Source organism: Sphingomonas parva (ex Maeng et al. 2020), from assembly GCF_004564275.1.
Taxonomy (GTDB): domain Bacteria; phylum Pseudomonadota; class Alphaproteobacteria; order Sphingomonadales; family Sphingomonadaceae; genus Allosphingosinicella; species Allosphingosinicella parva.
On the sequence record NZ_SPDV01000017.1, the window covers coordinates 60790 to 83248 of the forward strand.

28 protein-coding genes are annotated in these 22459 nt (G+C 68.6%); 15 read left to right on the forward strand and 13 right to left on the reverse strand.

What is annotated here, in order from left to right; genetic code table 11:
* Positions 1 to 4: 4 nt before the first annotated feature.
* Positions 5 to 1405 (forward strand): class II fumarate hydratase, encoded by a 1401-nt coding sequence (gene fumC / locus E2493_RS10305; protein ID WP_135086410.1) that lies wholly within the window; start codon positions 5 to 7, stop codon positions 1403 to 1405.
* Between the two features lie 85 nt (positions 1406 to 1490).
* Positions 1491 to 1949, forward strand: a complete 459-nt coding sequence (locus tag E2493_RS10310) for a GNAT family N-acetyltransferase (RefSeq protein ID WP_135086412.1) — start codon at positions 1491 to 1493, stop codon at positions 1947 to 1949.
* Between the two features lie 104 nt (positions 1950 to 2053).
* Here E2493_RS10310 and E2493_RS10315 read toward each other — a convergent pair whose 3' ends face one another.
* The 4 genes from E2493_RS10315 to E2493_RS10330 are packed head-to-tail and all read right to left on the reverse strand — an operon-like array spanning position 2054 to position 6122.
* A complete protein-coding gene (locus E2493_RS10315; RefSeq protein ID WP_225421357.1) occupies positions 2054 to 3814 on the reverse strand; it encodes a glycoside hydrolase family 2 protein in 1761 nt (586 codons plus the stop codon).
* A 21-nt stretch (positions 3815 to 3835) separates the two neighbouring features.
* Positions 3836 to 5179: a glycoside hydrolase 5 family protein gene (locus E2493_RS10320; RefSeq protein ID WP_135086414.1), complete on the reverse strand. Its 1344-nt coding sequence runs from the start codon at positions 5177 to 5179 to the stop codon at positions 3836 to 3838.
* A gap of 16 nt (positions 5180 to 5195) precedes the next feature.
* Entirely contained in the window at positions 5196 to 5549 is a 354-nt protein-coding gene (locus tag E2493_RS10325; RefSeq protein WP_135086416.1) for a hypothetical protein, read from the reverse strand.
* A gap of 39 nt (positions 5550 to 5588) precedes the next feature.
* Positions 5589 to 6122, reverse strand: coding sequence for an acyloxyacyl hydrolase (locus E2493_RS10330; protein ID WP_167737476.1), 534 nt, complete (start codon positions 6120 to 6122; stop codon positions 5589 to 5591).
* 72 nt (positions 6123 to 6194) lie between these two features.
* Between E2493_RS10330 and E2493_RS21205 the strand changes: the two genes are divergently transcribed.
* Together E2493_RS21205 and E2493_RS10335 are read left to right on the forward strand one after the other, a co-directional pair.
* Complete coding sequence (locus tag E2493_RS21205) at positions 6195 to 6359, forward strand: hypothetical protein (protein WP_167737477.1); 165 nt, start codon at positions 6195 to 6197, stop codon at positions 6357 to 6359.
* Between the two features lie 235 nt (positions 6360 to 6594).
* Positions 6595 to 7014 (forward strand): DUF4142 domain-containing protein, encoded by a 420-nt coding sequence (locus E2493_RS10335; protein WP_135086420.1) that lies wholly within the window; start codon positions 6595 to 6597, stop codon positions 7012 to 7014.
* A 102-nt stretch (positions 7015 to 7116) separates the two neighbouring features.
* Here E2493_RS10335 and rplQ read toward each other — a convergent pair whose 3' ends face one another.
* The 4 genes from rplQ to rpsM form a co-directional block, all read right to left on the reverse strand.
* Positions 7117 to 7539, reverse strand: a complete 423-nt coding sequence (rplQ, locus tag E2493_RS10340; RefSeq protein ID WP_135086422.1) for a 50S ribosomal protein L17 — start codon at positions 7537 to 7539, stop codon at positions 7117 to 7119.
* Between the two features lie 481 nt (positions 7540 to 8020).
* Positions 8021 to 9082, reverse strand: coding sequence for a DNA-directed RNA polymerase subunit alpha (locus E2493_RS10345; protein ID WP_135086424.1), 1062 nt, complete (start codon positions 9080 to 9082; stop codon positions 8021 to 8023).
* Between the two features lie 86 nt (positions 9083 to 9168).
* Entirely contained in the window at positions 9169 to 9558 is a 390-nt protein-coding gene (gene rpsK, locus E2493_RS10350; RefSeq protein ID WP_135086426.1) for a 30S ribosomal protein S11, read from the reverse strand.
* An 81-nt stretch (positions 9559 to 9639) separates the two neighbouring features.
* Positions 9640 to 10008: a 30S ribosomal protein S13 gene (gene rpsM, locus E2493_RS10355; RefSeq protein ID WP_135086428.1), complete on the reverse strand. Its 369-nt coding sequence runs from the start codon at positions 10006 to 10008 to the stop codon at positions 9640 to 9642.
* Between the two features lie 227 nt (positions 10009 to 10235).
* Between rpsM and E2493_RS10360 the strand changes: the two genes are divergently transcribed.
* The 3 genes from E2493_RS10360 to E2493_RS10370 are packed head-to-tail and all read left to right on the forward strand — an operon-like array spanning position 10236 to position 12877.
* Complete coding sequence (locus E2493_RS10360) at positions 10236 to 10652, forward strand: secondary thiamine-phosphate synthase enzyme YjbQ (protein ID WP_135086430.1); 417 nt, start codon at positions 10236 to 10238, stop codon at positions 10650 to 10652.
* A gap of 1 nt (position 10653) precedes the next feature.
* On the forward strand, positions 10654 to 11121 hold the full coding sequence (locus E2493_RS10365; protein ID WP_135086432.1) for a YbaK/EbsC family protein: 468 nt from the start codon (positions 10654 to 10656) through the stop codon (positions 11119 to 11121).
* A gap of 52 nt (positions 11122 to 11173) precedes the next feature.
* Entirely contained in the window at positions 11174 to 12877 is a 1704-nt protein-coding gene (locus E2493_RS10370) for a DEAD/DEAH box helicase (RefSeq protein WP_135086434.1), read from the forward strand.
* Positions 12878 to 13024: 147 nt separating this feature from the next.
* Here the strand turns inward: E2493_RS10370 and E2493_RS10375 are convergent, their stop codons facing one another.
* From E2493_RS10375 to E2493_RS10385, 3 genes are all read right to left on the reverse strand, one after another.
* The gene (locus E2493_RS10375) at positions 13025 to 14683 is read right to left on the reverse strand and encodes an MFS transporter (RefSeq protein ID WP_135086436.1); all 1659 of its coding nucleotides are present in this window, start codon (positions 14681 to 14683) and stop codon (positions 13025 to 13027) included.
* Positions 14684 to 14756: 73 nt separating this feature from the next.
* Positions 14757 to 15305, reverse strand: a complete 549-nt coding sequence (locus E2493_RS10380) for an SRPBCC family protein (protein ID WP_135086438.1) — start codon at positions 15303 to 15305, stop codon at positions 14757 to 14759.
* 59 nt (positions 15306 to 15364) lie between these two features.
* The gene (locus E2493_RS10385; protein WP_135086440.1) at positions 15365 to 15697 is read right to left on the reverse strand and encodes a hypothetical protein; all 333 of its coding nucleotides are present in this window, start codon (positions 15695 to 15697) and stop codon (positions 15365 to 15367) included.
* Positions 15698 to 16061: 364 nt separating this feature from the next.
* Here E2493_RS10385 and E2493_RS10390 point away from each other — a divergent pair, with 364 nt between their 5' ends.
* The 6 genes from E2493_RS10390 to E2493_RS10415 are packed head-to-tail and all read left to right on the forward strand — an operon-like array spanning position 16062 to position 19797.
* Entirely contained in the window at positions 16062 to 16451 is a 390-nt protein-coding gene (locus E2493_RS10390) for a fluoride efflux transporter FluC (RefSeq protein WP_135086442.1), read from the forward strand.
* Positions 16448 to 17590, forward strand: a complete 1143-nt coding sequence (locus E2493_RS10395) for an RluA family pseudouridine synthase (protein ID WP_135086444.1) — start codon at positions 16448 to 16450, stop codon at positions 17588 to 17590. Before E2493_RS10390 ends, E2493_RS10395 begins: the two co-directional genes overlap by 4 nt.
* On the forward strand, positions 17590 to 18225 hold the full coding sequence (locus E2493_RS10400) for an FMN-binding negative transcriptional regulator (RefSeq protein ID WP_135086446.1): 636 nt from the start codon (positions 17590 to 17592) through the stop codon (positions 18223 to 18225). The genes E2493_RS10395 and E2493_RS10400 overlap by 1 nt, the downstream gene beginning before the upstream one ends.
* On the forward strand, positions 18222 to 18881 hold the full coding sequence (locus tag E2493_RS10405) for an HAD-IA family hydrolase (protein ID WP_135086448.1): 660 nt from the start codon (positions 18222 to 18224) through the stop codon (positions 18879 to 18881). The genes E2493_RS10400 and E2493_RS10405 overlap by 4 nt, the downstream gene beginning before the upstream one ends.
* The gene (locus E2493_RS10410; RefSeq protein ID WP_135086450.1) at positions 18878 to 19111 is read left to right on the forward strand and encodes a hypothetical protein; all 234 of its coding nucleotides are present in this window, start codon (positions 18878 to 18880) and stop codon (positions 19109 to 19111) included. The genes E2493_RS10405 and E2493_RS10410 overlap by 4 nt, the downstream gene beginning before the upstream one ends.
* On the forward strand, positions 19108 to 19797 hold the full coding sequence (locus E2493_RS10415) for an ATP12 family chaperone protein (RefSeq protein WP_135086452.1): 690 nt from the start codon (positions 19108 to 19110) through the stop codon (positions 19795 to 19797). Before E2493_RS10410 ends, E2493_RS10415 begins: the two co-directional genes overlap by 4 nt.
* A 194-nt stretch (positions 19798 to 19991) precedes the next feature.
* Here the strand turns inward: E2493_RS10415 and E2493_RS10420 are convergent, their stop codons facing one another.
* Together E2493_RS10420 and gmk are read right to left on the reverse strand one after the other, a co-directional pair.
* Positions 19992 to 20588, reverse strand: coding sequence for a hypothetical protein (locus tag E2493_RS10420; protein WP_135086454.1), 597 nt, complete (start codon positions 20586 to 20588; stop codon positions 19992 to 19994).
* Positions 20589 to 20676: 88 nt separating this feature from the next.
* Entirely contained in the window at positions 20677 to 21309 is a 633-nt protein-coding gene (gene gmk / locus E2493_RS10425; protein WP_135086456.1) for a guanylate kinase, read from the reverse strand.
* Positions 21310 to 21356: 47 nt separating this feature from the next.
* Between gmk and E2493_RS10430 the strand changes: the two genes are divergently transcribed.
* Positions 21357 to 21884, forward strand: a complete 528-nt coding sequence (locus E2493_RS10430) for a DUF1697 domain-containing protein (RefSeq protein WP_167737478.1) — start codon at positions 21357 to 21359, stop codon at positions 21882 to 21884.
* A gap of 5 nt (positions 21885 to 21889) precedes the next feature.
* Positions 21890 to 22444, forward strand: a complete 555-nt coding sequence (locus E2493_RS10435) for a DUF2585 family protein (RefSeq protein ID WP_263854078.1) — start codon at positions 21890 to 21892, stop codon at positions 22442 to 22444.
* Positions 22445 to 22459: the final 15 nt, after the last annotated feature.

Here is a 22459-nt window from a genome sequence, read left to right on the forward strand (position 1 = left end):
TCCCATGACCTCGCTCACCACCTCCCGCACCGAAACTGACAGCTTCGGCCCGATCGACGTTCCCGGTGACAGCTATTGGGGCGCGCAGACGCAGCGCTCGATCCAGAACTTCCCGTTCGGGCCGCGCGAGACGATGCCGGCCGAGATCGTCCACGCCCTTGGCTTCGTGAAGCAGGCGGCGGCGCGGGTGAACGCGCGCATCGGCGGCCTCGACGCCGAACTGGCCGAGGCGATCCAGCAGGCCGCGGGCGAAGTCGCCGCCGGCACCCATGACGATCAATTCCCGCTCGTCATCTGGCAGACCGGCTCGGGCACCCAGTCGAACATGAATGCCAATGAGGTCATCGCCGGCCGCGCCAACGAGATCCTGACCGGCAACCGCGGCGGCAAGAGCCCGGTCCACCCCAACGATCATGTCAACAAGGGGCAGTCGTCGAACGACAGCTTCCCGACGGCGATGCACGTCGCTGCGGCACGCGCCGTCGACGGGCGGCTGCTGCCGGCGCTGCAGCGGATGCACCGTCGTCTCGCTGCCCAGGCTGAGGCCTGGGACCGGATCGTGAAGATCGGCCGCACCCACCTGCAGGATGCGACGCCGCTGACCCTGGGCCAGGAATTCTCCGGTTATGCGGCCCAGATCGAGGATGCCATCGAACGCGTTCGCGGCGTGCTCCCGCGAGTGCTTCGGCTCGCCCAGGGCGGCACCGCGGTCGGCACCGGCCTGAACGCGCCGAAGGGCTTCGCGGACGCCTTCGCCGAGGAGGTCGCGCGCCTCACCAAGCTGCCGTTCACCAGCGCGCCGAACAAGTTCGAGGCCCTGGCCAGCCACGACACTCTGGTCGAGCTCTCCGGCGTGCTCAACGTGATCGCCGTCTCGCTGACGAAGATCGCCAACGACATTCGTCTTCTCGGTTCGGGTCCGCGCTGCGGGCTCGGCGAGCTCAAGCTGCCGGAGAACGAGCCGGGCAGCTCGATCATGCCGGGCAAGGTTAACCCGACCCAGGCGGAGATGCTGACGATGGTCGCCGCCCAGGTCATGGGCAACCACACGGCGGTGACGATCGGCGGCCTGCAGGGCCATATGGAGCTGAACGTGTTCAAGCCGCTGATCGGCGCGAACGTGCTTCGCTCCATCGACCTGCTTGCGACCGGCATGGAGAGCTTCACCGAGCGGACGCTCGACGGCCTCGAGCCCGACGAGCGCCGGATCTCCGATCTGATGAACCGCTCGCTGATGCTGGTCACGGCGCTCGCCCCGGAGATCGGCTACGATAATGCCGCCAACATCGCGAAGCACGCGCACAAGAAGGGCCTCACGCTCAAGGAAGCGGGCCTGGACCTCGGCCTGGTCGACGAAGCCACGTTCGATCGCGTCGTGAAGCCGGAGACGATGCTCGGCCGGTGAGGCCTGTTCCTCCCCGGGGCTCTGCTCGGGGAGGAATGTGAACTCTTCCCCTTCGCGGCCGGGCAGTCCTGCGCTAGCCGGGCGCATGCTTGCGATCGTCGAAGCGGATTTGGGCGCAGCCGACGTCCGCGCCCTCCTCGCCCTTCATCTCGCCGGCATGCACGCCAGCTCGCCGCCCGGCCACGTCTTCGCGCTCGATCTCTCCGGCCTGCGGACGCCCGACGTCACCGTCTGGCAGGCCCGTGCGGGCGGTGCGCTGGCGGGGATCGGCGCACTGAAGGCGCTCGGCGACGGCACCGGCGAGCTGAAGTCGATGCGGACCCATCCGGACCATCTCCGCACCGGCGTGGCCGCGGCGCTGCTCGAGTACATCGTCGCGGAAGCACGGGCACGCGGCTATCGGCGTCTCAGCCTCGAGACGGGCAGCGGCGCCGCTTTCGAGCCGGCTCTGGCCCTGTACCGCAGGCGCGGCTTTGCGGAGGGCGACGCGTTCGGCGGCTACGTCCCGACCGACTTCAACCAGCTGCTTCACCTGCCACTCTAAGGCCTTCAGCGGGCTTCGGCGCTCTCCCGTTCCGCATACCAATTGGCGAGAATGTCGAACGCTGCCTTGCGCGCGCCCGTCTCGGAGATCAGGCCCTTCCTGTTCTAGCCCTGCTGGTAGACGGGGTGCTGGCGTCTTGGGGAGCGAAAGTCCTTCAGGATCCAGGGCGACATCCCGGCCAGGAACGGGATCTTTCCGGCCATCGCCAAGGTCTGGCGGTAATATTCGGCCTGGAAATCCTCGGAAAATTTGCGGCGGAGGCCCGGGTCGAGGAAACCCTGCTTCGCATCGGCGCCGAATTCCGAAAGGATCAGCGGCTTGCCATGCTCCGAGCGCCAGCCGATCGCCGGCAGGTCCTCCAATCGGTCGCCGCTATACCAGCCGTTGTAGGTGTTGATCGCCATCACATCGAGCGCAGCGACCAGGGGGTCGTCGATCACCATCTCGGGCCGCCCGTTCACCTCGTCGCGGCGGGTGAGCAGCGCCGCGGTGACCAGCCGGCTGTCGTCGAGCGCGCGAACGTCCCCGGCGAGGGTGGTGAGGAACGCGTTGCGCGCATCGGAGACCGGGGTCTCGTTCGCGACGCTCCACAAGGCGACCGACGCACGGTTGCGATCGCGAAGGATGTTCTCGGCCAGCATTCGGCGCGCAACTGCCAGCGTCTCCGGTCGCGAGAAGGCGACGCGCCAATAGACCGGCACCTCGCTCCACACGATCAGGCCGATCTCGTCGGCCATGCGGGTCATCACGTCGCTGTGGGGATAATGGGCAAGCCGAACGAAATTCCCGTGGAGACCGTCCTTCACCTCCAGCAGCAGGGCGCGCGCAGCCGCCGGCGTCATCGCCCGGGTCGGCTCCTTGCCGAGTTCCTCCTCATGAAGCGAGATGCCGCGCAGAAAGATCGGGCGTCCGTTCAACAGGATCTGGGTGCCCCGGACTGCCAAGGTGCGGAAGCCGACCCGGTCCGCGAGCGTATCGTCGCCGCTCTCGAAGCCTACGTCGTAGAGCGTGGGGCTCTCCGGGGACCAGCGTTTGAGGCTGCGCGGCGCCGCCGCCTCGCCGGTCCAGCGGCCGTCGGCGCCGGCGGTGCCGGAAAGAGTGACGCCGAGCGAAGGAATCCGCACCCGCACCGGTCGGCCGGCGGCCGCCGGCCCGTCCAGGCGCATGCTGGCGCGGATGCGTCCGGCGTCGGTGAGCCGAATCCAGGCGTCGTCGATATAAACGGCAGGCGTCGTCACCAGGCGGATTGGGCGGATGATGCCGCCATAGGTCTCCCAGTCGGTCACCGTCGGCGGGACGGTGTCGGCCGATCGCTCGGAATCCACCCCGATCGTGATCTGGTTCTCGCCAGGCCGCAGCAGGCCGGTCACTTCGAAGGCGAAGGGCGTGAAGCCGCCCTCGTGCGTCCCGACCAGCTTTCCGTTGAGATAGACTCGCGCCAGATAGTCGACGGCGCCGAAGTGGAGGAACTGGCGCTCGCCGGCCTTTGGCGTCGCCTCGAAGCGACGCTGGTACCAGACGAGGCCGTCATAATGGCGCATCGTCGCATCGTGGGTGATCCACGACGAGGGGAGCGTCGTCACCGGAGCGCGCTGCATGTCGAGCTCCCACAAGGCGTAGGGGTCCTTGCGCGTCACGGCGTCGACATCGACGTCGGCATAGCGACGGTGGGTGAGCCCCGCCTCCTCGCCGTGGAAGCCGGCAAGCCCGTCGCGATAGGGATCGACCGACCAGTTCCACGGCCCGGAGAGATCGATGCCGCTGCGCGCTCCGGCATTGACCAGCACCCGCTCGGGAAGGAGCTGCGCCGGCGCCGATCCCCCGAACGCGAGCAGCAGGAGGAGAAAAGCGAAGCGTCGGATCATGGCTGTTCTCCCCTTGCCGGCTCAGCGGGCCGTCTTCAGCGCCGCGGCGTGGGCGCGGATCACCGCCTTCGTGCTCTCGTCGCCCGCAAAGACGCTGTACCAGCCCTGCGGCTCATGCGGCGGGTCGCCGAGATAGGACGTGTCGCCCGGTTGGAAGCGGTGATCGGGGCTCGAGGCGCGGCCTTCTCCGCCCCAGGCCCAGAAGTTCGAGCCCGCGAGCGGTCCGCCGCGGCGCGCGTCGGCGAGCACCGCGTCGTAGATCAGGCCGTAGAAGCGGTCCTTGTAAACGGTCGACACGTTCGGATCGTACAGGCCCTTGTCGCGCGGGAAGCCGAACTCCTCGATGACCAGCGGCTTGCCGATGCGGTTCGCGATCGCCACGTGATCATCGATATACTTGCGCACCTTGGCCGCACCGCCCTCAAAGGTGCCGGGAAGGTCGGCTGCGTTCACCCAGCTCCAGTTGAGCGGCCAGATGTGCGCGGTGAGATAGTCGATCGACGGGATCTCATGCTCGGCGGCGACGCACGCCGCGTCATTGAAGCAGCCCTGCAGGCCCTCGCTGCCGGTGGAGACGAGATGGTTCGGGTCGAGCGACTTGATGAGGTTCGCGGTCTTGGCCACCCAGACATAGAAGGCCGGGAGGTTCGGCTTGCCGATCTTCTCGCTTCCGGCCGGCCGCGGCTCGTTGGCGAGCTGCCACGCCATGATCGTCGGATCATCGGCATAGCGGACGCCGGTGATCGTGTTGGTGCGTCCGACGACGGCACGAACATAATCGTGGTAGAGCCCCATCGCCTCGGGGCTGTTGTAGAATTGGGCGTTGAAGTCGGCGAACTCGGGCCACGGGTGGGCCGGGTCGTTCATGTTGATGTAGCGGCCGCCGTTGGTCCAGTAGAGATAGGTCATCATGCCGCCGGACCATTCCCAGAAGTTGGTCAGATAGATGACGGCGCGCATGTCCCTCTTGCCCATTTCGGCGAGCGTGTAGTCGAGGCCGGCGAGCAGGGTCTCGTTATAGTCCGGTCCCTGGGTGCGGAACGCCGGGGTGATCGAGTTCTTGAGCGGCGAGAGCTCGGACGAGCCGAGGATGCGCAGGTTGTCGAGGCCGAGCCCCGCCATCGCGTCGAGCTCGCGGCGCAGCCGGTCGCGATTGCCGTAGGGCGCGTCGGCGCCGAGATAGGCGGCATACCAGATGTTCGCTCCCGCGTAGCGGTAGGTCTCGTCGTCGATCCGGAAGCGCGTACCTTCCGTGCGAACGAAGCGGGAAGTTCCCGCGCGCCCGGTCTGTCCGGGCCCGGTTCCGGCGGCGCAGCCGGCAAGGAGGGCGGCACCGGAGATCAGGGCCGTGCGACGGTCGAGCATGTCAGTTCCTTTTCGATCAATAGACGCAGAGGCGGAAGTCGGCCCCGTCCCAGCAGGCGCGGTCCTTGCGCGAGCGGCGGGCTTCACCCCAGCGGGAGTTGACGCCGAGCGCCGTCATGCCGCGCACCTCGCCGAGGCCGGGCTTCACGATGGTGAGGGAGAGGCTGGTCACGCCGGGGACGAGGAAGCGGCCCTTGACCGTCGTGACGGTGAACGACCCGCCGCGCTCGACCAGGAAGTCGCAGGGTCCGCGGTAATCATGCCCCGTCGCATCCTGCACCGCGCAGCGCGCCGGCCGTGCCTCCGCAGGCGCCGCGAGCAGGAGGAGCGGCAGTAAGCTGGCGGCCGCGGCCGCGGGAAAGACCCTCATGGGATCATGGTAGCGCTACCGCCGCAGCGCCGTCCAGCGTCAGCGAAAGCGATAGTTGAGCCGCAGACCGATCGTGTCGATCCCGGGGTTCTGGGCGCCGAACAGCCGGGCATGGCTGAGGTGCACCCAGCTCGCCTCCAGCGACAGGCGATCGGAGAGAGCGGCGCCGACGCCCAGTTCAGGCTCGAAAAGGATCCTGGACCCGAAGTCGATCCGACGCTCGCCCGGATCGACTCGGCTGGGGCCGGTATGGATGGCCAGGCCGACGCCCGGGCGCACATAGATCGTTCGGCCGATCTTCCAGCTGATCCCGGCCGCAGCGAAATGCGTATCGCCTGCGCTGTTCAGCGATACGAATGCGTGCGGCGACGGCGATCCGATCGCGCTCAGCGCGCGAATCCGCCTCCCGCGCCAGCCGAGCTCGAGATCGGCGCCGCGCTCGACGTTGCCGCTGAGGTTCAACGGAGTCTCGACATCGTGAACATAGAGGCCGCCGAAAACCTCTTGTGCGGAAGCAGGGGCGGCGGCGAAGGCGAGGGGAAGCGCCGCGAGGGCAGCCGGAATGCGGATCATCACTCGGTAACCCGTCCATGCCGGAGACGGTTCCGGGACGGAACCGCGCCGCACTCGCACCGGTCCTCGCGCATGAGCAGCGAACCACCCGCACCCGGCGACGAAGCCGCGCCCGGAACGCCCGGCACAGGCGAGAATCTCTGCCGGCATTGCAACGGAACCGGTGAGCATGACGGCACCCCGTGTCCGGTGTGCAACGGCACCGGCAAGGTGATCGAGGGCATCGGCGGGGCCTGAGCCCGATGTCGCGGCACCGATCATCCGGCGAGCTTCTGTCACCCGTCGGTGACATGTCACCTGCCCTACTCTCGGCCCGTCGATCGATCCGGCGGCTGCCTCACGTTTCCCGTCCCCCTGCACCTCCGGGCGGAATCTTCATGATGTAGATCAAAGGTTTGCCTGGCCAAGGAACTCGGCCCGCCGGCCCCTGTTGCCAATGCGTCGCCAGATGACTGCCCCAGGAGACCACTCTATGATCCGCACCCTGTTGCTCGCTGCCGCCGGCTCGCTCGCCCTGGCCGCCTGCGCCTCGACGGAAGCCGACATGCAAGCCGACGCCGCAATGGCCTCGGGTGACATGACTCCCACCCAGCGCGGCGCCTATGTCGAGATGGCTGCCGCGAGCGACCTGTTCGAGATCCAGTCCTCGCAGCTCGCGCAAAGCCAGGCGCAGCGCGCGGACGTCCGTCAGTTCGCCCAGATGCTGGTCCAGCACCATCAGCAGACGACGGCGCAGCTCGCCGCCGCCGCGATCGCGGCCGGCACCCCGCCGACCCCCGATCTGATGCCGATGCAGCAGCAGATGATGGATGAGCTGCGCGGTGCGTCCGGCGCGAATTTCGACGAAGTCTATCTGCGCCAGCAGGTCCGCCGCCTGGGCGGCGGCAGCTGAGCGCTTCGGGCGCTGCATTCTGCCCAAAAGAGAAGGGGCCCCGCGATGCGGAGCCCCTTCTTTCTACCTGCCAGCCGAAGCGTCGCCTCGGCCCGATATCGATCAGGCGGCTTCGTCGAACTCGTCGGCGCCGGCGACCGGGCCCGAATCCTGACCCTTGGCCGAGACGTCGCGATCGACCAGCTCGATGATCGCCATCGGCGCCGCGTCGGAGGCGCGGATGCCGGCCTTGATCACGCGGGTGTAGCCGCCGTTGCGCTCGGCGTAGCGCGGCGCGAGCGTGTCGAACAGCTTGACCAGCTGGGCGTCGTCGAGGAGGCGGGCATGAGCCAGGCGGCGGTTGGAAAGGCCGCCCTTCTTGGCGAGCGTGATCAGCTTCTCGACATAGGGACGAAGCTCCTTCGCCTTGGCGACGGTGGTGGTGATCTGCTCGTGCTTGATCAGCGCGGCGGCCATGTTCCGGAACAGGGCGGCGCGGTGGCTGGAGGTGCGCTGGAGCTTACGTCCGGCAACGCGATGGCGCATGGTGACTTCCTTCTTCGTTCGTCCGGGGTCCGTATCAGGTAATCCCGGCCGGGCAGTCGCATGGGGGACTGCCCAGACCCCTTGTCGCAAGGCCTGCGGCGCAAGCGAAAAGGCGGAGCCACGGCCCCGCCTGTCGTGCGCTCCTCAACCCGAAACCGAGGCTGGAGTCAAGGGAAGAGCATCGCCGGCGCGCGGACATCCCGGCGTCGGGCCCAAAAAGAAGGGCCGCCTCGCGGCGGCCTTTCCGGAAAGATCGATCGTCGACCCGAGGGTTCAGCCCATCAGCTCCTGCTAGAGCTTCTTGGCCATCTCTTCCCGCCTGCGGCGGCTCGCTGCGCAGCCGTGCCCCGCACGCCTGCGCGGACGCTCGCTCTCCGACGTCCAGCCTCCGGCTGGCTGCCTTCGATCTTCTCGGATGGCCAAGAAAAAGGGCCGCCTTTCGGCGACCCTTTCGGAAGATCGAATGGCTTGAGCCGCTGGCTCAACCCATGAGCTCTTGTTCCAGCTTCTTGGCCATCTCTTCGATGTTCTCCGGCGGCCAGCCGGGGATGTCCATGCCGAGGCGGAGACCCATGGAAGACAGGACTTCCTTGATCTCGTTGAGGCTCTTGCGGCCGAAATTCGGCGTGCGGAGCATCTCGGCCTCGGTCTTCTGGACGAGGTCGCCGATGTAGATGATGTTGTCGTTCTTCAGGCAGTTGGCCGAACGGACCGACAGCTCGAGCTCGTCCACCTTCTTGAGCAGGTAGCGGTTGAGCTGGTTGGCGTCCGCCTCGCTCTCGCCCGCCGCGACGGCAGCGACGCCGGTCGGCACGCTGGTCATGGTCAGGCCCTCGTCGAAGTGGACGAAGAGCTGCAGCTGGTCCTGGAGGATGCGCGCGGCGTAGGCGAGCGCGTCGTCCGGGGTGATCGTGCCGTCGGTCTCGACGGTGATCGTCAGCTTGTCATAATCGAGCTCCTGCCCGACGCGGGTGTTCTCGACCTTGTAGCTGACCTGGCGGACCGGGCTGTACAGCGCGTCGATCGGGATCAGGCCGATCGGCGCGTCGACCGGGCGGTTCGACGCGGCCGGGACATAGCCCTTTCCGGCTTCGGCGGTCAGCTCCATGTTGAGCGTCGCGCCCTCGTCGAGGTGGCAGAGGACGAGGTCCTTGTTCATCACCTCGATGTCGCCGCTGGTCGCGATCTGGCCGGCGGTGACTTCGCCCGGGCCGGTGGCGGAGAGCTGCAGGCGGCGCGGCTGATCGCCCTCCATGCGGAGCGCGACCTGCTTCACGTTGAGCACGAGGTCGGTGATGTCCTCGCGCACGCCGGTGAGGCTCGAAAATTCATGCAGCACGCCCTCGATGCGGATCGAGGTGACGGCCGCACCCTGGAGCGAGGAGAGGAGGACGCGGCGCAGCGAGTTGCCGAGCGTCAGGCCGAAACCGCGCTCGAGCGGCTCGGCGACGAACGTCGCCTTGCGGCGCGCGTCGCCGGCGGCGCGCTTCTCGAGAGCGTTGGGCTTCTTCATTTCCTGCCAGTTCTTAGCGTTGACGGCCATGATCTTCCCTTGGATGCAACGGGACCGTGGGGGACGGGCCCGGGATAGAAAAGGCGGGGCGCCCGGAAGCGCCCCGACTCAAATCGTTACACGCGGCGGCGCTTGGACGGGCGCACGCCGTTGTGCGGGATCGGGGTCACGTCACGGATCGAGGTGATGGTGAAGCCGACCGCCTGGAGCGCGCGCAGCGCGCTCTCGCGGCCCGAGCCCGGACCCTTCACCTCGACTTCGAGGGTGCGCACGCCATGCTCGGCGGCCTTCTTGCCGGCGTCCTCGGCGGCGACCTGGGCGGCGTACGGGGTCGACTTGCGGCTGCCCTTGAAGCCCATCATGCCCGCCGACGACCAGGCAATCGCATTGCCCTGCGCATCGGTGATCGTGATCATCGTGTTGTTGAAGCTGGCGTTCACGTGGGCGACGCCGGCGGTGATGTTCTTGCGCTCGCGCCGACGAAGGCGCTGAGGTTCGCGTGCCATGATCTCTTTATCCTACCAAATCTGTTGCGCCGATCGGGCCCCGAAGGTGCCTCCGGCGGAGCAATTCGTCCCCCGGACGAATTACTTCTTCTTGCCGGCGATCGGCTTGGCCTTGCCCTTGCGGGTGCGCGCATTGGTGTGCGTGCGCTGGCCGCGGACCGGCAGACCCTTGCGATGGCGCAGGCCGCGATAGGACGCGAGGTCCATCAGCCGCTTGATGTTCATCGCCACCTCGCGGCGAAGATCGCCCTCGACGGTGAAGTCGGCGTCGATCGTCTCGCGGATCTGGAGCACTTCCTGGTCGGAAAGGTCCTGCACGCGGCGCTCTGGCGCGATGCCGAGCTTGGTGGTGATCTCCTTGGCCTTGGTGCGACCAATGCCGTGGATGTAGGTCAGCGCGATCTCGACGCGCTTGTTGGTCGGGATGTTGACACCCGCAATACGTGCCATGTGATAGTTTCTCCTGCTCCACAGGGCGGCTGGCTGACCGCCCCATCTCAGCGCTTCGTTACGTCTCCCGAAACGAGGAAAGCCGACGCGCGCAGAAGCGCCGCCGGATGACCGGTTATCGGGATGGGCCGCAGATAGGATGCGCACGCGCCTCTGTCAACGCTGGTGACAGGCGAAAAGGTGGGTTCGCGGTGGCGCATTCGCACGCGACGCTCTAAGCCCGCGCGATGCGCCAGGCAACCACCCTTCTCGAGGTCCCGACCGAGCGCCAGGGCCTCCGGGAGATCACCCGCGAGGTGGCGGGCTGGGCAGGCGGGCAGGGGATGCGCGAGGGGCTCCTCACCCTGTTCTGCCGCCACACCTCGGCGTCGCTGCTGGTCCAGGAGAATGCGGCTCCCGACGCGCGCGCCGATCTCGAGCGTTACTTCGCGCGGATCGCGCCCGAAGGCGGCGACTATGCCCATGACGACGAAGGGCCGGACGACATGCCCGCGCACCTTCGCGCCGCGCTGACGGCCGTTCAGCTCGCAATCCCGCTGATCGACGGCCGGCTGGCGCTCGGCACCTGGCAGGGCATCTATCTGTTCGAGCACCGCCGCCGGCCGCACCGCCGGACCATCGCCTTGCATCTTCTGGGGGACTGAGTTGAGCCTCGAATCCGTTCGCGCGTGGCTCTCCGCCTACGCGCCCGATCTGCCGATCATCGAAACCGAGGCGAGCACCGCCACCGTGCTGGAGGCGGCCGATGCGCTCGGCGTCGAGCCCGGGCGAATCGCCAAGACCCTGGCGGTCCGAGCCGGAGGCGAGACCTTCCTTCTCGTCGCGCGGGGCGATGCGCGGCTCGACAACCAGAAGGCGAAGGCGGCCTTCGGCGGGCGTCCGCGGATGCTCGGCGCTGAGGAGACGCTGGACCTCACCAGCCATCCGGTGGGCGGCGTCTGTCCGTTCGGCCTGTCGACGCCGCTGCCGATCTATTGCGACGTCTCGCTGCGAGACTTCGAGACCGTCTATCCGGCCGCCGGCTCGCTCAACAGCTCGGTGGAAGTGTCTCCGGAGCGGCTCGCCGCGATCGTCTCGGCGCGCTGGGTGGACGCCTGCCGCGCGAGCGGCTAAGGGGCCCGGCAAAGCCTTGCCCGTACCGGGCCGGCCCCCCATCTGGATTCCCATGCCCTTCAGCCAATTGCCCCCGCTTCTCGCGGAAGCCCTTTCCGCGCGCGGTTATTCCGCCCCCACGCCCGTCCAGGCCGCCGTCCTCGAAGCCGATGCTGAGGGTCGCGACCTCATCGTCTCCGCCCAGACCGGCTCCGGCAAGACGGTCGCCTTCGGCCTCGCCATGGCGACTCAATTGCTCGAGGCGAGCGGCGCGCTCCCCTTCCTGCGGGAGCCGCTCGCCCTGGTCATCGCGCCCACCCGCGAGCTCGCCCTCCAGGTCAGCCGCGAGCTGATCTGGCTCTACGGCAAGGCCGGCGCGCGGATCGCGACCTGCGTCGGCGGCATGGATCCGTCCAAGGAACGCCGCAACCTGCAGCAGGGCGCGCACATCGTCGTCGGCACGCCGGGGCGCCTGCGCGACCATCTCGAGCGCGGCGCGCTCGATCTCTCCCAGCTTCGCGTCGCCGTCCTCGACGAGGCGGACGAGATGCTCGACATGGGCTTCCGCGAGGACCTCGAGGAGATCCTCGACGCGACTCCCGAAGGCCGGCGCACCTTGCTGTTCTCGGCGACGATGCCCAAGCCGATCGTCGCGCTGGCCAAGCGCTACCAGAAGGATGCTCTGCGCATCTCCACGGTCGGCGAGGATCGCGGCCATGGCGACATCGCCTATCAGGCGGTGACCGTCGCGCCGAACGACATCGAGAACGCCGTCGTCAACCTGCTCCGCTTCCACGAGGCGGAATCGGCGATGCTGTTCTGCGCGACCCGCGACAACGTCCGCCGCCTCCACGCCAGCCTGATCGAGCGCGGCTTCGATGCGGTCGCTCTGTCCGGCGAGCACAGCCAGAGCGAGCGCAACCACGCGCTGCAGGCGCTGCGCGACCGCCGCGCCCGCGTCTGCGTCGCGACCGACGTCGCCGCCCGCGGCATCGATCTGCCGACGCTGAGCCTGGTCATCCACGTCGAGCTGCCGCGCGACGCCGAGACGCTCCAGCACCGCTCGGGTCGCACCGGCCGCGCCGGCAAGAAGGGGACGGCGGTGCTGCTCGTTCCCTACCAGCGCCGCAAACGGGTCGACATGATGCTGCGCGGGGCAAAGATCGCCGCCGAGTGGATCCAGCCGCCGACGCCGGAGGACATCCGCAAGAACGATCGCGCCCGCCTGCTCGAGGCCCTGCTGCAGCCGGTCGAGGCCGACGAGGAGGATCTCGAGGTCGCGCGCAAATTGCTCGCCGAGAAGAGCGCCGAGGACATCGCCGTCGCTCTGGTCCGCGCCCATCGCGCGCGCATGCCGGCGCCCGAGGAGCTCGCCGACCAGCAGGACGGAGGCGACCAGCGGCAGCAAGGCCACCGGCAGGGCTTCGAGGACACCGTGTGGTTCCACATGGACGTCGGCCGCCGCCACAATGCCGATCCGCGCTGGTTGCTGCCCCTGCTCTGCCGCCGCGGCCACATCACCCGCAACGAGATCGGTGCGATCCGCATCGCCCCGAACGAGACCGCCTTCGAGATCCCGCGCGCCGCCGCCGGCCGCTTCATGGCCGCGGTCAAGCGCACCGCGGGCGGCGACCCGGACGGCGAGGGCGCGATCCTGATCGAGCCGATGCAGGGCACGCCGCGCGACATGGCCCGCCAGAACAAGCGCCAGGGCCCGCCGCCCGCGCGGCACAAGGCCAAGCCGTACAAACCCAAGGGCGCACCCCGGGGTCGGTGAGAGCTCCTCCCCTGGAAGGGGAGGTGGCAGGCGAAGCCTGACGGAGGGGTATCAGCGCCGCCACGGACGCGGCCTCGATGATGACGCTGACACCCCACCACCGCGCTACGCGCGGTCCCTCCCCTCGCAGGGGAGGAGAGGGGTGTCTCAATCCTCCAGCCTTCTCCTGAAGGTTTCCGGCAGCAGCACCAGCCCGATCACCACGGTGAGGGCGGCCACGACGATCGGGTACCAGAGACCGTAATAGATGTCCCCGGTGGCGGCGACCATCGCGAAGGCGGTGGTCGGAAGGAAGCCGCCGAACCAGCCGTTGCCGATATGGTAGGGCAGCGACATCGAGGTGTAGCGGATCCGGGTCGGGAAGAGCTCGACGAGCAAAGCGGCGATCGGGCCGTAGACCATCGTCACGTAGAGGACGAGCACGGTGAGGATCAGGATGGCGAGCGGCTTGTTGATCGCCGCCGGATCGGCCTTGTCCGGATAGCCGGCGGCGGCGAGGGCGATCTTTGCCTGGTCCTGGAACGTCTTGATCGCGGCGGCACGACCCGCCTCGTCGAGACTGCGCACGTCGACCGGCGGAATGGGGATGTCCCCGATCCGGACCGCGGCGGGTGCGCCCGCAGCCGCCTCGACATTCGTATAGGAGATGCCGGACTTGGCCAGGAACGACTTGGCGATGTCGCAGCCGGTGCGATCGAACTTGTTGCGGCCGATCGGATCGAACTGGACCGAGCATTCGTCCGGATCGGCCGTCACCGTGACCGGCGAGGTCGCCTGCGCCTGATAGAGAGCCGGATTGGCCGCGCGCGACAGGCCCTGAAACAGAGGGAAATAGGTGAGGGCGGCGAGCGCGCAGCCGACGAGAATGATCTTCTTGCGGCCGATCCGGTCGGACAGCCAGCCGAAGAAGACGAAGGCGGGGGTGGCGATGGCGAGCGCAATCGCGATCATGATGTTGGCGGTGGCGCCGTCGACGCGCAGCGACTTCTCGAGGAAGAACAGGGCGTAGAACTGGCCGGTGTACCAGACCACCGCCTGGCCGGCGACGGCGCCGAAGAGGGCGATCAGCACGATCTTGAGGTTGCCCCAGCGCGCGAACGCCTCGGTCAGCGGCGCCTTCGAGGTCTTACCCTCCTCCTTCATCTTGCGGAACACCGGGCTCTCGTTGAGCTTCATCCGGATCCACATCGAGACTCCGAGCAGCACGATCGAGACGATGAACGGCAGGCGCCAGCCCCAGTCGGCGAACGCCGCCTCTCCCAGCGCCGAGCGGAAGCCGATCACGACGAGCAAGGCCGCGAACAGGCCGAGCGTCGCCGTCGTCTGGATGAAGCTGGTGTAGAGGCCGCGCTTCCCGTCCGGTGCGTGCTCGGCGACATAGGTCGCCGCGCCGCCATATTCGCCGCCCAGCGCCAGGCCCTGGAGCAGGCGGAGCAGGACGAGCGCGACCGGCGCGGCGACGCCGATCGAGGCGTAGCTCGGAAGCAGGCCGACCGCGAAGGTCGACAGGCCCATGATACCCATGGTGACGAGGAAGGTGTTCTTGCGCCCGACGAGGTCGCCGATTCGGCCGAACAGGATCGCGCCGAACGGCCGCACCGCGAAGCCCGCCGCGAAGGCGGCGAGAGCGAAGATGAAGGCGGTGGTCTCGTTGACGCCCGAGAAGAACTGGGCGGAGATGATCGTGGCGAGCAGGCCGTAGAGGTAGAAATCATACCATTCGAACACGGTCCCCAGCGAGGAGGCCGTGATCACCAGTCTCTCGCTCTGGCGCAGGTCGTGCTCGTCGGCGGCGGTGCTAGCCATTCTTCCCCTCTTGCTGGTTTCGGCGATGGTGGGCGGAACAGCCCCTTCGGCGCAAGGGGCTATGGTAGCGCTCTCATCGAGCGAGATGGGCCTGCAGCCGTGTCAGCGCCTGCCCGAGCACCATGTCGACGATCGGCGCGAGCTTATCGCCGCCGCCGCGGATGTAGCCGCCGACCACATAGCTCTGGGTGACCTCGGTGCCGCCGGCGACCGGCTTCAGCGTCCATTTCAGGCGTCCGGTCGCGCCTTCGTCGAGGATCGGGCCGAGGGCGGAATCGAGCGTGACCGTCTGATAGGGCATCGCCATCAGCACGCGGCCGTGGATCACCATGCCGGCCGCCGCCGTGGCGCCGCCATTGCCGGCCTGCGTGCCGGCGGGAATGGCTTCGCAGAAGCAGGCGCCGGTTTCGAGCGACAGGCTCAGATTGGCGGCCTTGCCGGAATAGCTGTGCGCCGGATCCCACCAGTCGCCGATCTTTGCGATCGTGGTCCACACCTGCTCGGGCGTACCCTTCACCACCTTGACGCTGCGCACCTCGAAGCCGCCCGGCGCCGAGGAGACGACCTCCGCTTGGGCCGTGCCGGCGATCGCGAGCATCAGGGCTGCGGCTGCATATTTCATCCTCTGTCCTCCCCGGTTCGACGGCAGGTTAATCCACGCCGTGCTGCGCGGGAAGCGGCTCAGAACGCCACCTTCACGCCCACGGTGATCCGCTTGCTGATCTGGCCGCCCGGCATGGCGACGGAGTCGACATAGATGCCGCCGGTCGCGCCGCCGCCGAGATCCTTCTCCGCGCGGATTGGCTTGGCGGCATAATCCGCTTTCCGATCGATCGGATAATCCTCGCCCTTCGGCCGGCGGCCGCAGACGACGATCTCGTCTCCCCTGTCGGGCGGGCAGCGCAAGGCGGCGGAGAGGTCGGGGCGCGGCTCGGGCAGCCTCGCAAGATCGAAGTCGGACGGCAAGGGCGGGGTCGCGCTCGCCTGAAGCATCATCAGCAAGGCTGCCTGCATCCACGCGTCTCCCTCTGCCCGTGCGGGAAGGTCCGGGCGGAATGCGGCAGGAGCAAGGCGGATGGCCGATCACAGGGTGAAGCCGCTCGGAGCCATTGGCGATCGCGGCCAAGAGCCCTCCCCCTGGATGGGATCGGCCCGGCGGACGATGCCCCGTATCGTCCTTTGGATCCGGGCCGATGGTGGGGTGGGGGTGGAGTCGATGAACTGCGGTGCGTCTGCGGAGAGGCCACCCCTCCCCAACCCCTCCCCATCGAGGGGAGGGGCTTCAGGCCTGCGAGCCCCGGCAATATCCGGGAGTGCATTGCCTTGTCTCCCGCCTCTGCACTGGCGCTCGCGCCCCTCCATCGCTACATCGCGCGCCATGCCCAATCTCTTTCTCGTCATGATCGGCGGCGCGGCCGGTGCCGGCCTGCGCTTCGGCGTGGGACGCTGGACGGCGCAGGCGTTCGGCCCCGGCTTTCCCTGGGGAACGCTGATCGTGAACCTTGTCGGCAGCCTCGCCATCGGCCTGCTCGCCGGCCTGCTGCTGCGCGAGGGAATGCCCCATGCCGGCGCCGACCGGCCGCTCTGGCTTCTGCTCGCGGTCGGCGGGCTCGGCGGTTTCACCACCTTCTCCGCCTTCAGCCTCGAGCTGGTGGTGATGCTCGAGCGCGGGCTGGTCGGCCCGGCATTTGCCTATGCCGCCGGGTCCGTCCTGGCCGGCCTGGCGCTCGCCGCCGGCGGCTTCGCGCTGACGAGGGCCGCGGCATGAGCGACAAGGCCATTCGCCAATTCACCGTCTCGCCCGACGACGACGGCATCCGCCTCGATCGCTGGTTCAAGCGCAACCTGCCCGACGCGAGCTTCAATCTCGTCTCGCGCTGGGCCCGGACCGGGCAGCTGCGCGTCGACGGCAAGCGCGCGACCCCCGGGGACCGGATCGAGGCCGGGCAGGTGATCCGCGTCCCGCCCCCCGAGGCGACGCCGGTCGCCGCCTCTGCGCCGAGGCCGAAGGTCATCCGTCCGGCGCTCAGCGAGGACGAGATCGCCTTCGTCAACGAGATCGTCATCCATCGCGACCCCGCCGCCTTCGTCGTCAACAAGCCCCCGGGTCTCGCGACTCAAGGGGGGACCAAGACCCACATTCATCTCGACGGTCTGCTCGACGGCCTCGCCGACGAGGCGGGGAACCGGCCGAAGCTGGTCCATCGCCTCGACAAGGACACGTCGGGCGTGCTGCTGCTGGCGCGGACCGCCCGGGCGGCGGGCTTCTTCTCCAAGTCCTTCTCCGGCCGCACGGCGCGCAAGGTCTATTGGGCGCTGGTCGTCGGCATGCCCGACATCAAGGACGGCTATATCGATCTGCCGATCGGCAAGCAGCCGGGCACCGGCGGCGAGAAGATGTATGTCGACGAGGAAGAAGGCCTCGCCGCCCGCACCCGTTACCGGGTGATCGAGCGGGCCGGCAACAGCGCCGCCTGGGTCGAGCTGCAGCCGCTGACCGGCCGCACCCACCAGCTCCGCGTCCACATGGCGGCGATCGGCCATCCGATCGTCGGCGACGGCAAATATGGCGGGCAGGACGCCTTCCTGACCGGATCGATCAGCCGCAAGCTCCATCTTCACGCCCGGCGGCTCCGGATCGATCATCCGGACGGCGGCCAGATCGACGTCACCGCCGAGCTGCCCGAGCATTTTGCCGAGAGCATGGCCTATCTCGGCTTCGATCCCGCCGACGGCGATCTGCCTCTGGACGAGATCAAGTTCGCCGACACCGCGGAAGGCAAGCGCAAGGCGGCCACCGCCGCCGCCAAGTCGCGGCGCAAGGAGCGCAAGGGCGAACGCCGCAGCCGTGGCGGCGGGAGCGGCGGCGATCGCGCCGGCGGCGGCCGGGGCAGGGGTCGCGGCTGATGCACCCCAACCGCAAGTTCCACATCGGCGATCGTGCGGCGATGGCGGCGCTCGTGCGGCAGATCGGCTTCGGCACGCTCGTCGTGCAGACCGAGGCGGGGCTGCGCGCCGTCCACGTCCCGCTGCTGCTGGAGGGGGAGCGGCTGCGCTTCCACGTCTCGCGCGGCAATGCGGTGCACGACAGTCTTCTCGCCGGCACCGAGGCCTTGGTCGTGATCGAGGGGCCGCACGCCTACGTCAGCCCCGACTGGTACGGCCTGGCCGGGCGGGTACCGACCTGGTCCTATGTCGCGGTCGAACTAAACGGGACGGTCCGGCCGCTCGACACCGAGGCGCTGGTGCGCATGCTCGACGATCTCTCCGCCGAGTTCGAGGCGCGGCTCGCGCCCAAGGCGCCCTGGACGACGGCGCAGGCGGAGCCGGCGCTGATCGCGGGACTGTTGAAGGGCATCACCGGTTTCGAGATGGACGTGACCGCCTGGCGCGGTACGGCCAAGCTCGACCAGGACAAGCCGGCCGAGGTGCGCGCCCGCCTCGCCGATGCGCTCGCCGGTGCCGGCGAGCACGCGATCGCAGCGATGGTGCGGCAGGGCGGGATCGAGGTCGCCGCTGCGACTCCCGGGCAGGCGGCGTGAACCGGCTCGCGATCTTCGACTGCGACGGCACTTTGGTCGACGGGCAGGCCAGCATCTGCCTGGCCATGGAGCAATGCTTCGTCGAGGCGGGCCTTGCCGCGCCGCCGCGCGAGCGGACCCGGCGCGTGGTCGGGCTCAGCCTCGCGGAAGCGATGGCGACCCTGCTCCCCGAAGCCGAGGAGGCGATCCATCGCAGCCTCGCCGAGCGCTACAAAAAGGCTTTCCACGGCCTTCGCGGCCGCGGCCTGGTCGAGGAGCCGCTCTACGACGGCATCCCTGAGCTGCTCGGGACGCTGGAGGCGGACGGCTGGCTGCTCGGCGTCGCCACCGGCAAGTCGGATCGCGGCCTCGGCCTCTGCCTCGCCCATCACGGCCTGTCCGCCCATTTCTGCACCCTGCAGACGGCCGATCGCCATCCGTCCAAGCCGCACCCGTCGATGATCGAGGCCGCGCTCGGCGACGCCGGCGCCGATGCCGCGGCGAGCATGATGATCGGCGACACGACCTACGACATGATCATGGCCAAGGCGGCCGGAGTCACCGCGGTCGGCGTCGCCTGGGGCTACCATGATCCGCAGGAACTTCTCGCCGCCGGGGCGGATTTCATCGCCGTCACGCCCGCGGATATCGCCACGCTGATGAAGGCAGACGCATGACCACCCGAGATCCGGACTCCCTCTGGCGCAACCGCTTCATCCTGATCAACCTTGCCGGCATCGCCGGAACCGCCGTCGCCCTGCTCGGCCTGGCGATCGCCTATTCGGACCTGGTGGTGGACGGCGGCTCGATCGCGATCGGCATGCCGATCGCGCTGGCCGGGGTGGTGGCGAGCTTCCTCGCGCCCAAATATCTCGCCCGCCGCTGGCGCACGCCGCCCGAGCAATGAAGCGCTTCTACAAGCAGGCCGCCGCCGTCCCCGCCGTCGGCGGGGTCGCCATCCTGCTCGACGGCCGCGCGGTGAAGACGCCGGCGCGGGCGCCGCTCGCGGTGCCGACCGAGGAGCTGGCCGAGGCGATCGCCGGCGAATGGAATGGGCAGGGCGAGGAGATCGATCCGCGAGCCATGCCGCTCACCGGCCTCGCCAATGCCGCGATCGATCGCGTCGCCCCCGATCCGGCCGCCTTTGCCGCCGGCCTCGCCGCTTATGGCGAGACCGACCTGCTCTGCTACCGCGCCGACACGCCCCAGCCGCTGGTCACCCGCCAAGCGGAGCAATGGGAGCCTTTGCTCGGCTGGGCGCGGCGGCGATACGACGTCGATTTCCAGGTTGCGACCGGGATCATCCACCGGCCGCAGCCGAGCGAGACGGTCGAGCGCCTCGCCCACGCCGTCTCCTCGCGCGACCCGTTCCGCCTCGCCGCCCTCTCGCCGCTGGTCACCATCTCCGGCTCGCTGGTGATCGCGCTTGCCTTGGCCGAAGGCGAGATCGGGCTCGACCGGGCCTGGGCCGCCGCGTCGCTCGACGAGGCCTGGCAGGCCGAGCAATGGGGCGAGGACGCGCTCGCCGCCGCGGCGCTCGAGGCGCGGCGCAAGGACTTCGAGGCGGCGTACCGGTTTTTGACGCTGCTGTAGGGACGAGCTCCAAGAAGCCTCCCCTCCCTGGAGGGAGGGGATAGAGGGGTGGGTGGCGGCTGAGCGGGCTCGATGCCCGCGAAGACGCCAATGAGCCCCTCGGCCCCCATCGAGGGGGGCCTCGGTGCTGCCCCACCCCTAGCCCCTCCCCAAGGGGAGGGGAGGTTCTGTGATTGGGGGGAGGACTACTTCCCTTACGCCGCGTCCCGCGTCTCCGCATGCAGCGCGGCGCTGTGCTCGCGTGCCGGGGTGGGCAGGAACCAGCGGGCGATGATCAGCCCGGCGGCGATCAGCGCGGCTGCGTCGGCGATGAACAGATAGATGAAGTGCGGCCAGTCGTGATGATAATAGATCGGCTCGCCGAGGTGCATGAAGGCGGAGGCGGCGACGGCGATGATCGCCACCACCCGCGCCCGCGAGCCGAAATCGGGGACGCGTCGGTCGATGCCGATCAGCGCCGCGCCGATCAGCAGGGCGACGATGAAGTCGAGGAACAGTCCGCCGAGCAGCGCGCCGGCGTCCATCGCCGGATAGCCGTGGCTGTTGTAGTGGACGGTGGCGACCGGGCCCTTGCCGTACATCACCGTCTGGGCCGACGAGCCTTCCGGATTGGGGATGACATAGGTGCCGGTGCCGTGCAGGTTCGCCGCCAGCGATTGCTGGACCGCCGCCGCCTGCATGTCGTCGAGGTTGCGGCTGGCGATGTTCTGCAGCCCGCTCGCGAAGAAGATGAAGCCGATCACGAACATGGCGAGCGCCGCCGGCACCGCCCCGATGATCACCCGGATCATGTTGTCCTCCCTGTCCCGGGAGGTTCGTCCTCCCTGTCGAGCGGACGATAACGCAGATGAAGCGGAGCGGGTACCGTCCGCGTGATCGTCAGCCGATCAGCGTGCGCACGAAATCGTGGAGGAAGATGCGGCGCGTCGCCTTCAGCCGCTCGGCCTTCAGCACGGTGTGGACGAGCTTGCGGCAATGCTCGGCATCGTCGTTGATGAAGACATAGTCATATTCGGCCCAGTGGCTGATCTCGACCGCGGCGCGCGACATGCGCCGCTCGATCACCTCGTCGCTGTCGGTGTTGCGGGTGCGCAGCCGCCGGTCGAGCTCCTGCATGGAGGGCGGCAGGATGAAGACGCGGACGATATCGGGATCGACCTGCTTCAATTGCTGGGTGCCCTGCCAGTCGATGTCGAGCAGCACGTCGCGCCCGTTCTCGATCTGCTTCACCACCTCGCTCTTCAGCGTGCCGTAGCGGTGCCCGAAGACGTTCGCCCATTCGAGGAAGCGGCCATCGGCGACAAGCTGGTCGAACTCTTCGTTCGAGACGAAATGATAGTCGACGCCGTCCACCTCGCCGGGCCGGATCGGCCGCGTGGTTGCCGAGACCGAGAGGCCGATGCCGTCGTCGCTCTCGAGGATCATCCGCGCGATCGTCGATTTGCCGGCACCGCTCGGGCTGGAAAGTACGAAGAGGAGCCCGCGCCTCTTGAGGGGATTGACCGTCGCCATGGCCGCCAATGGCTTGGCAGACGCGGATACGTCAAGCACGATGGGCTATGAGAAAATACGTAGCGCTGCTTCGAGGGATCAATGTCGGCGGCCATCGCAAGCTGCCGATGGCGCAGCTGAAGGCGGTGGCGGCGCGGATCGGCCTCGCCGACGTGGCCACCTACGTCGCCAGCGGCAACCTGGTCTTTTCCGCCGACGCGACGACGGAGGCGCTCGAGGCGCGGCTCGAAGAGGCGATCGCGGCCGAGTTCGGCTTTCCGGTCGACGTGATCGTGCGCAGCGCCGCGGACTGGGCGGCGCTCGCCGCGGCCAATCCGTTCCCGAAGGAAAGCGCGGAGACTCCGAACTTCGTGATGATGACGATCGGCAAGCAGCCGGCGAGCGACGCCGCGGTCGATGCCTTGCGCGCCAAGGCGGCGGCGGACGAAAAGGTCGAGCGGCGCGGCGAGGCATTGTGGATCTGGTTCGGCAGCGGCGCCGGCCGCTCGAAGCTCGGCGCCGCGCCCGCCAAGGGCGTTTGGACGGCGCGCAACTGGCGCACCGTCGAGACGCTGCGCGGGATGCTCGCCGCGTGATCCCCGTGGTCCCGCGTCGCTACTGGTTCCTCGCGCTGGCGATGGTGGCGGCGACCGCCGCGATCCTGCTGTGGATGGGCCGGCCGCCGATCTGTACCTGCGGCACGGTGAAAATGTGGGTCGGCGCGGTCCAGGGTCCCGACAACAGCCAGCATCTCGCCGACTGGTATACGTTCAGCCACATCATTCACGGCTTCCTGTTCTACGCGCTCGGCTGGGCCTTCCTGCGCCGCAACCCGCCCGGCGACCGGCTGCTCGCCGCCGTGTCGATCGAGGCCGGCTGGGAGCTGCTCGAGAACAGCCAGTGGATCATCGACCGCTACCGCCAGGCGACGATGGCGCTCGGCTACAATGGCGACAGCGTGCTCAACTCGGTCGCCGACATCGGCTGGATGACCCTCGGCTGGGCGGTGGCGCGGCGGCTGCCGGTCTGGGCGACGATCGTCCTCGCCCTCGCGTTCGAGCTGCTGGCGCTGCTGATGGTGCGCGACAATCTGACGCTCAACGTGCTGATGCTGGTCGCGCCGGTCGATGCGGTGCGGGTCTGGCAGGCGGGATAGGCAACGCCCCCTCTC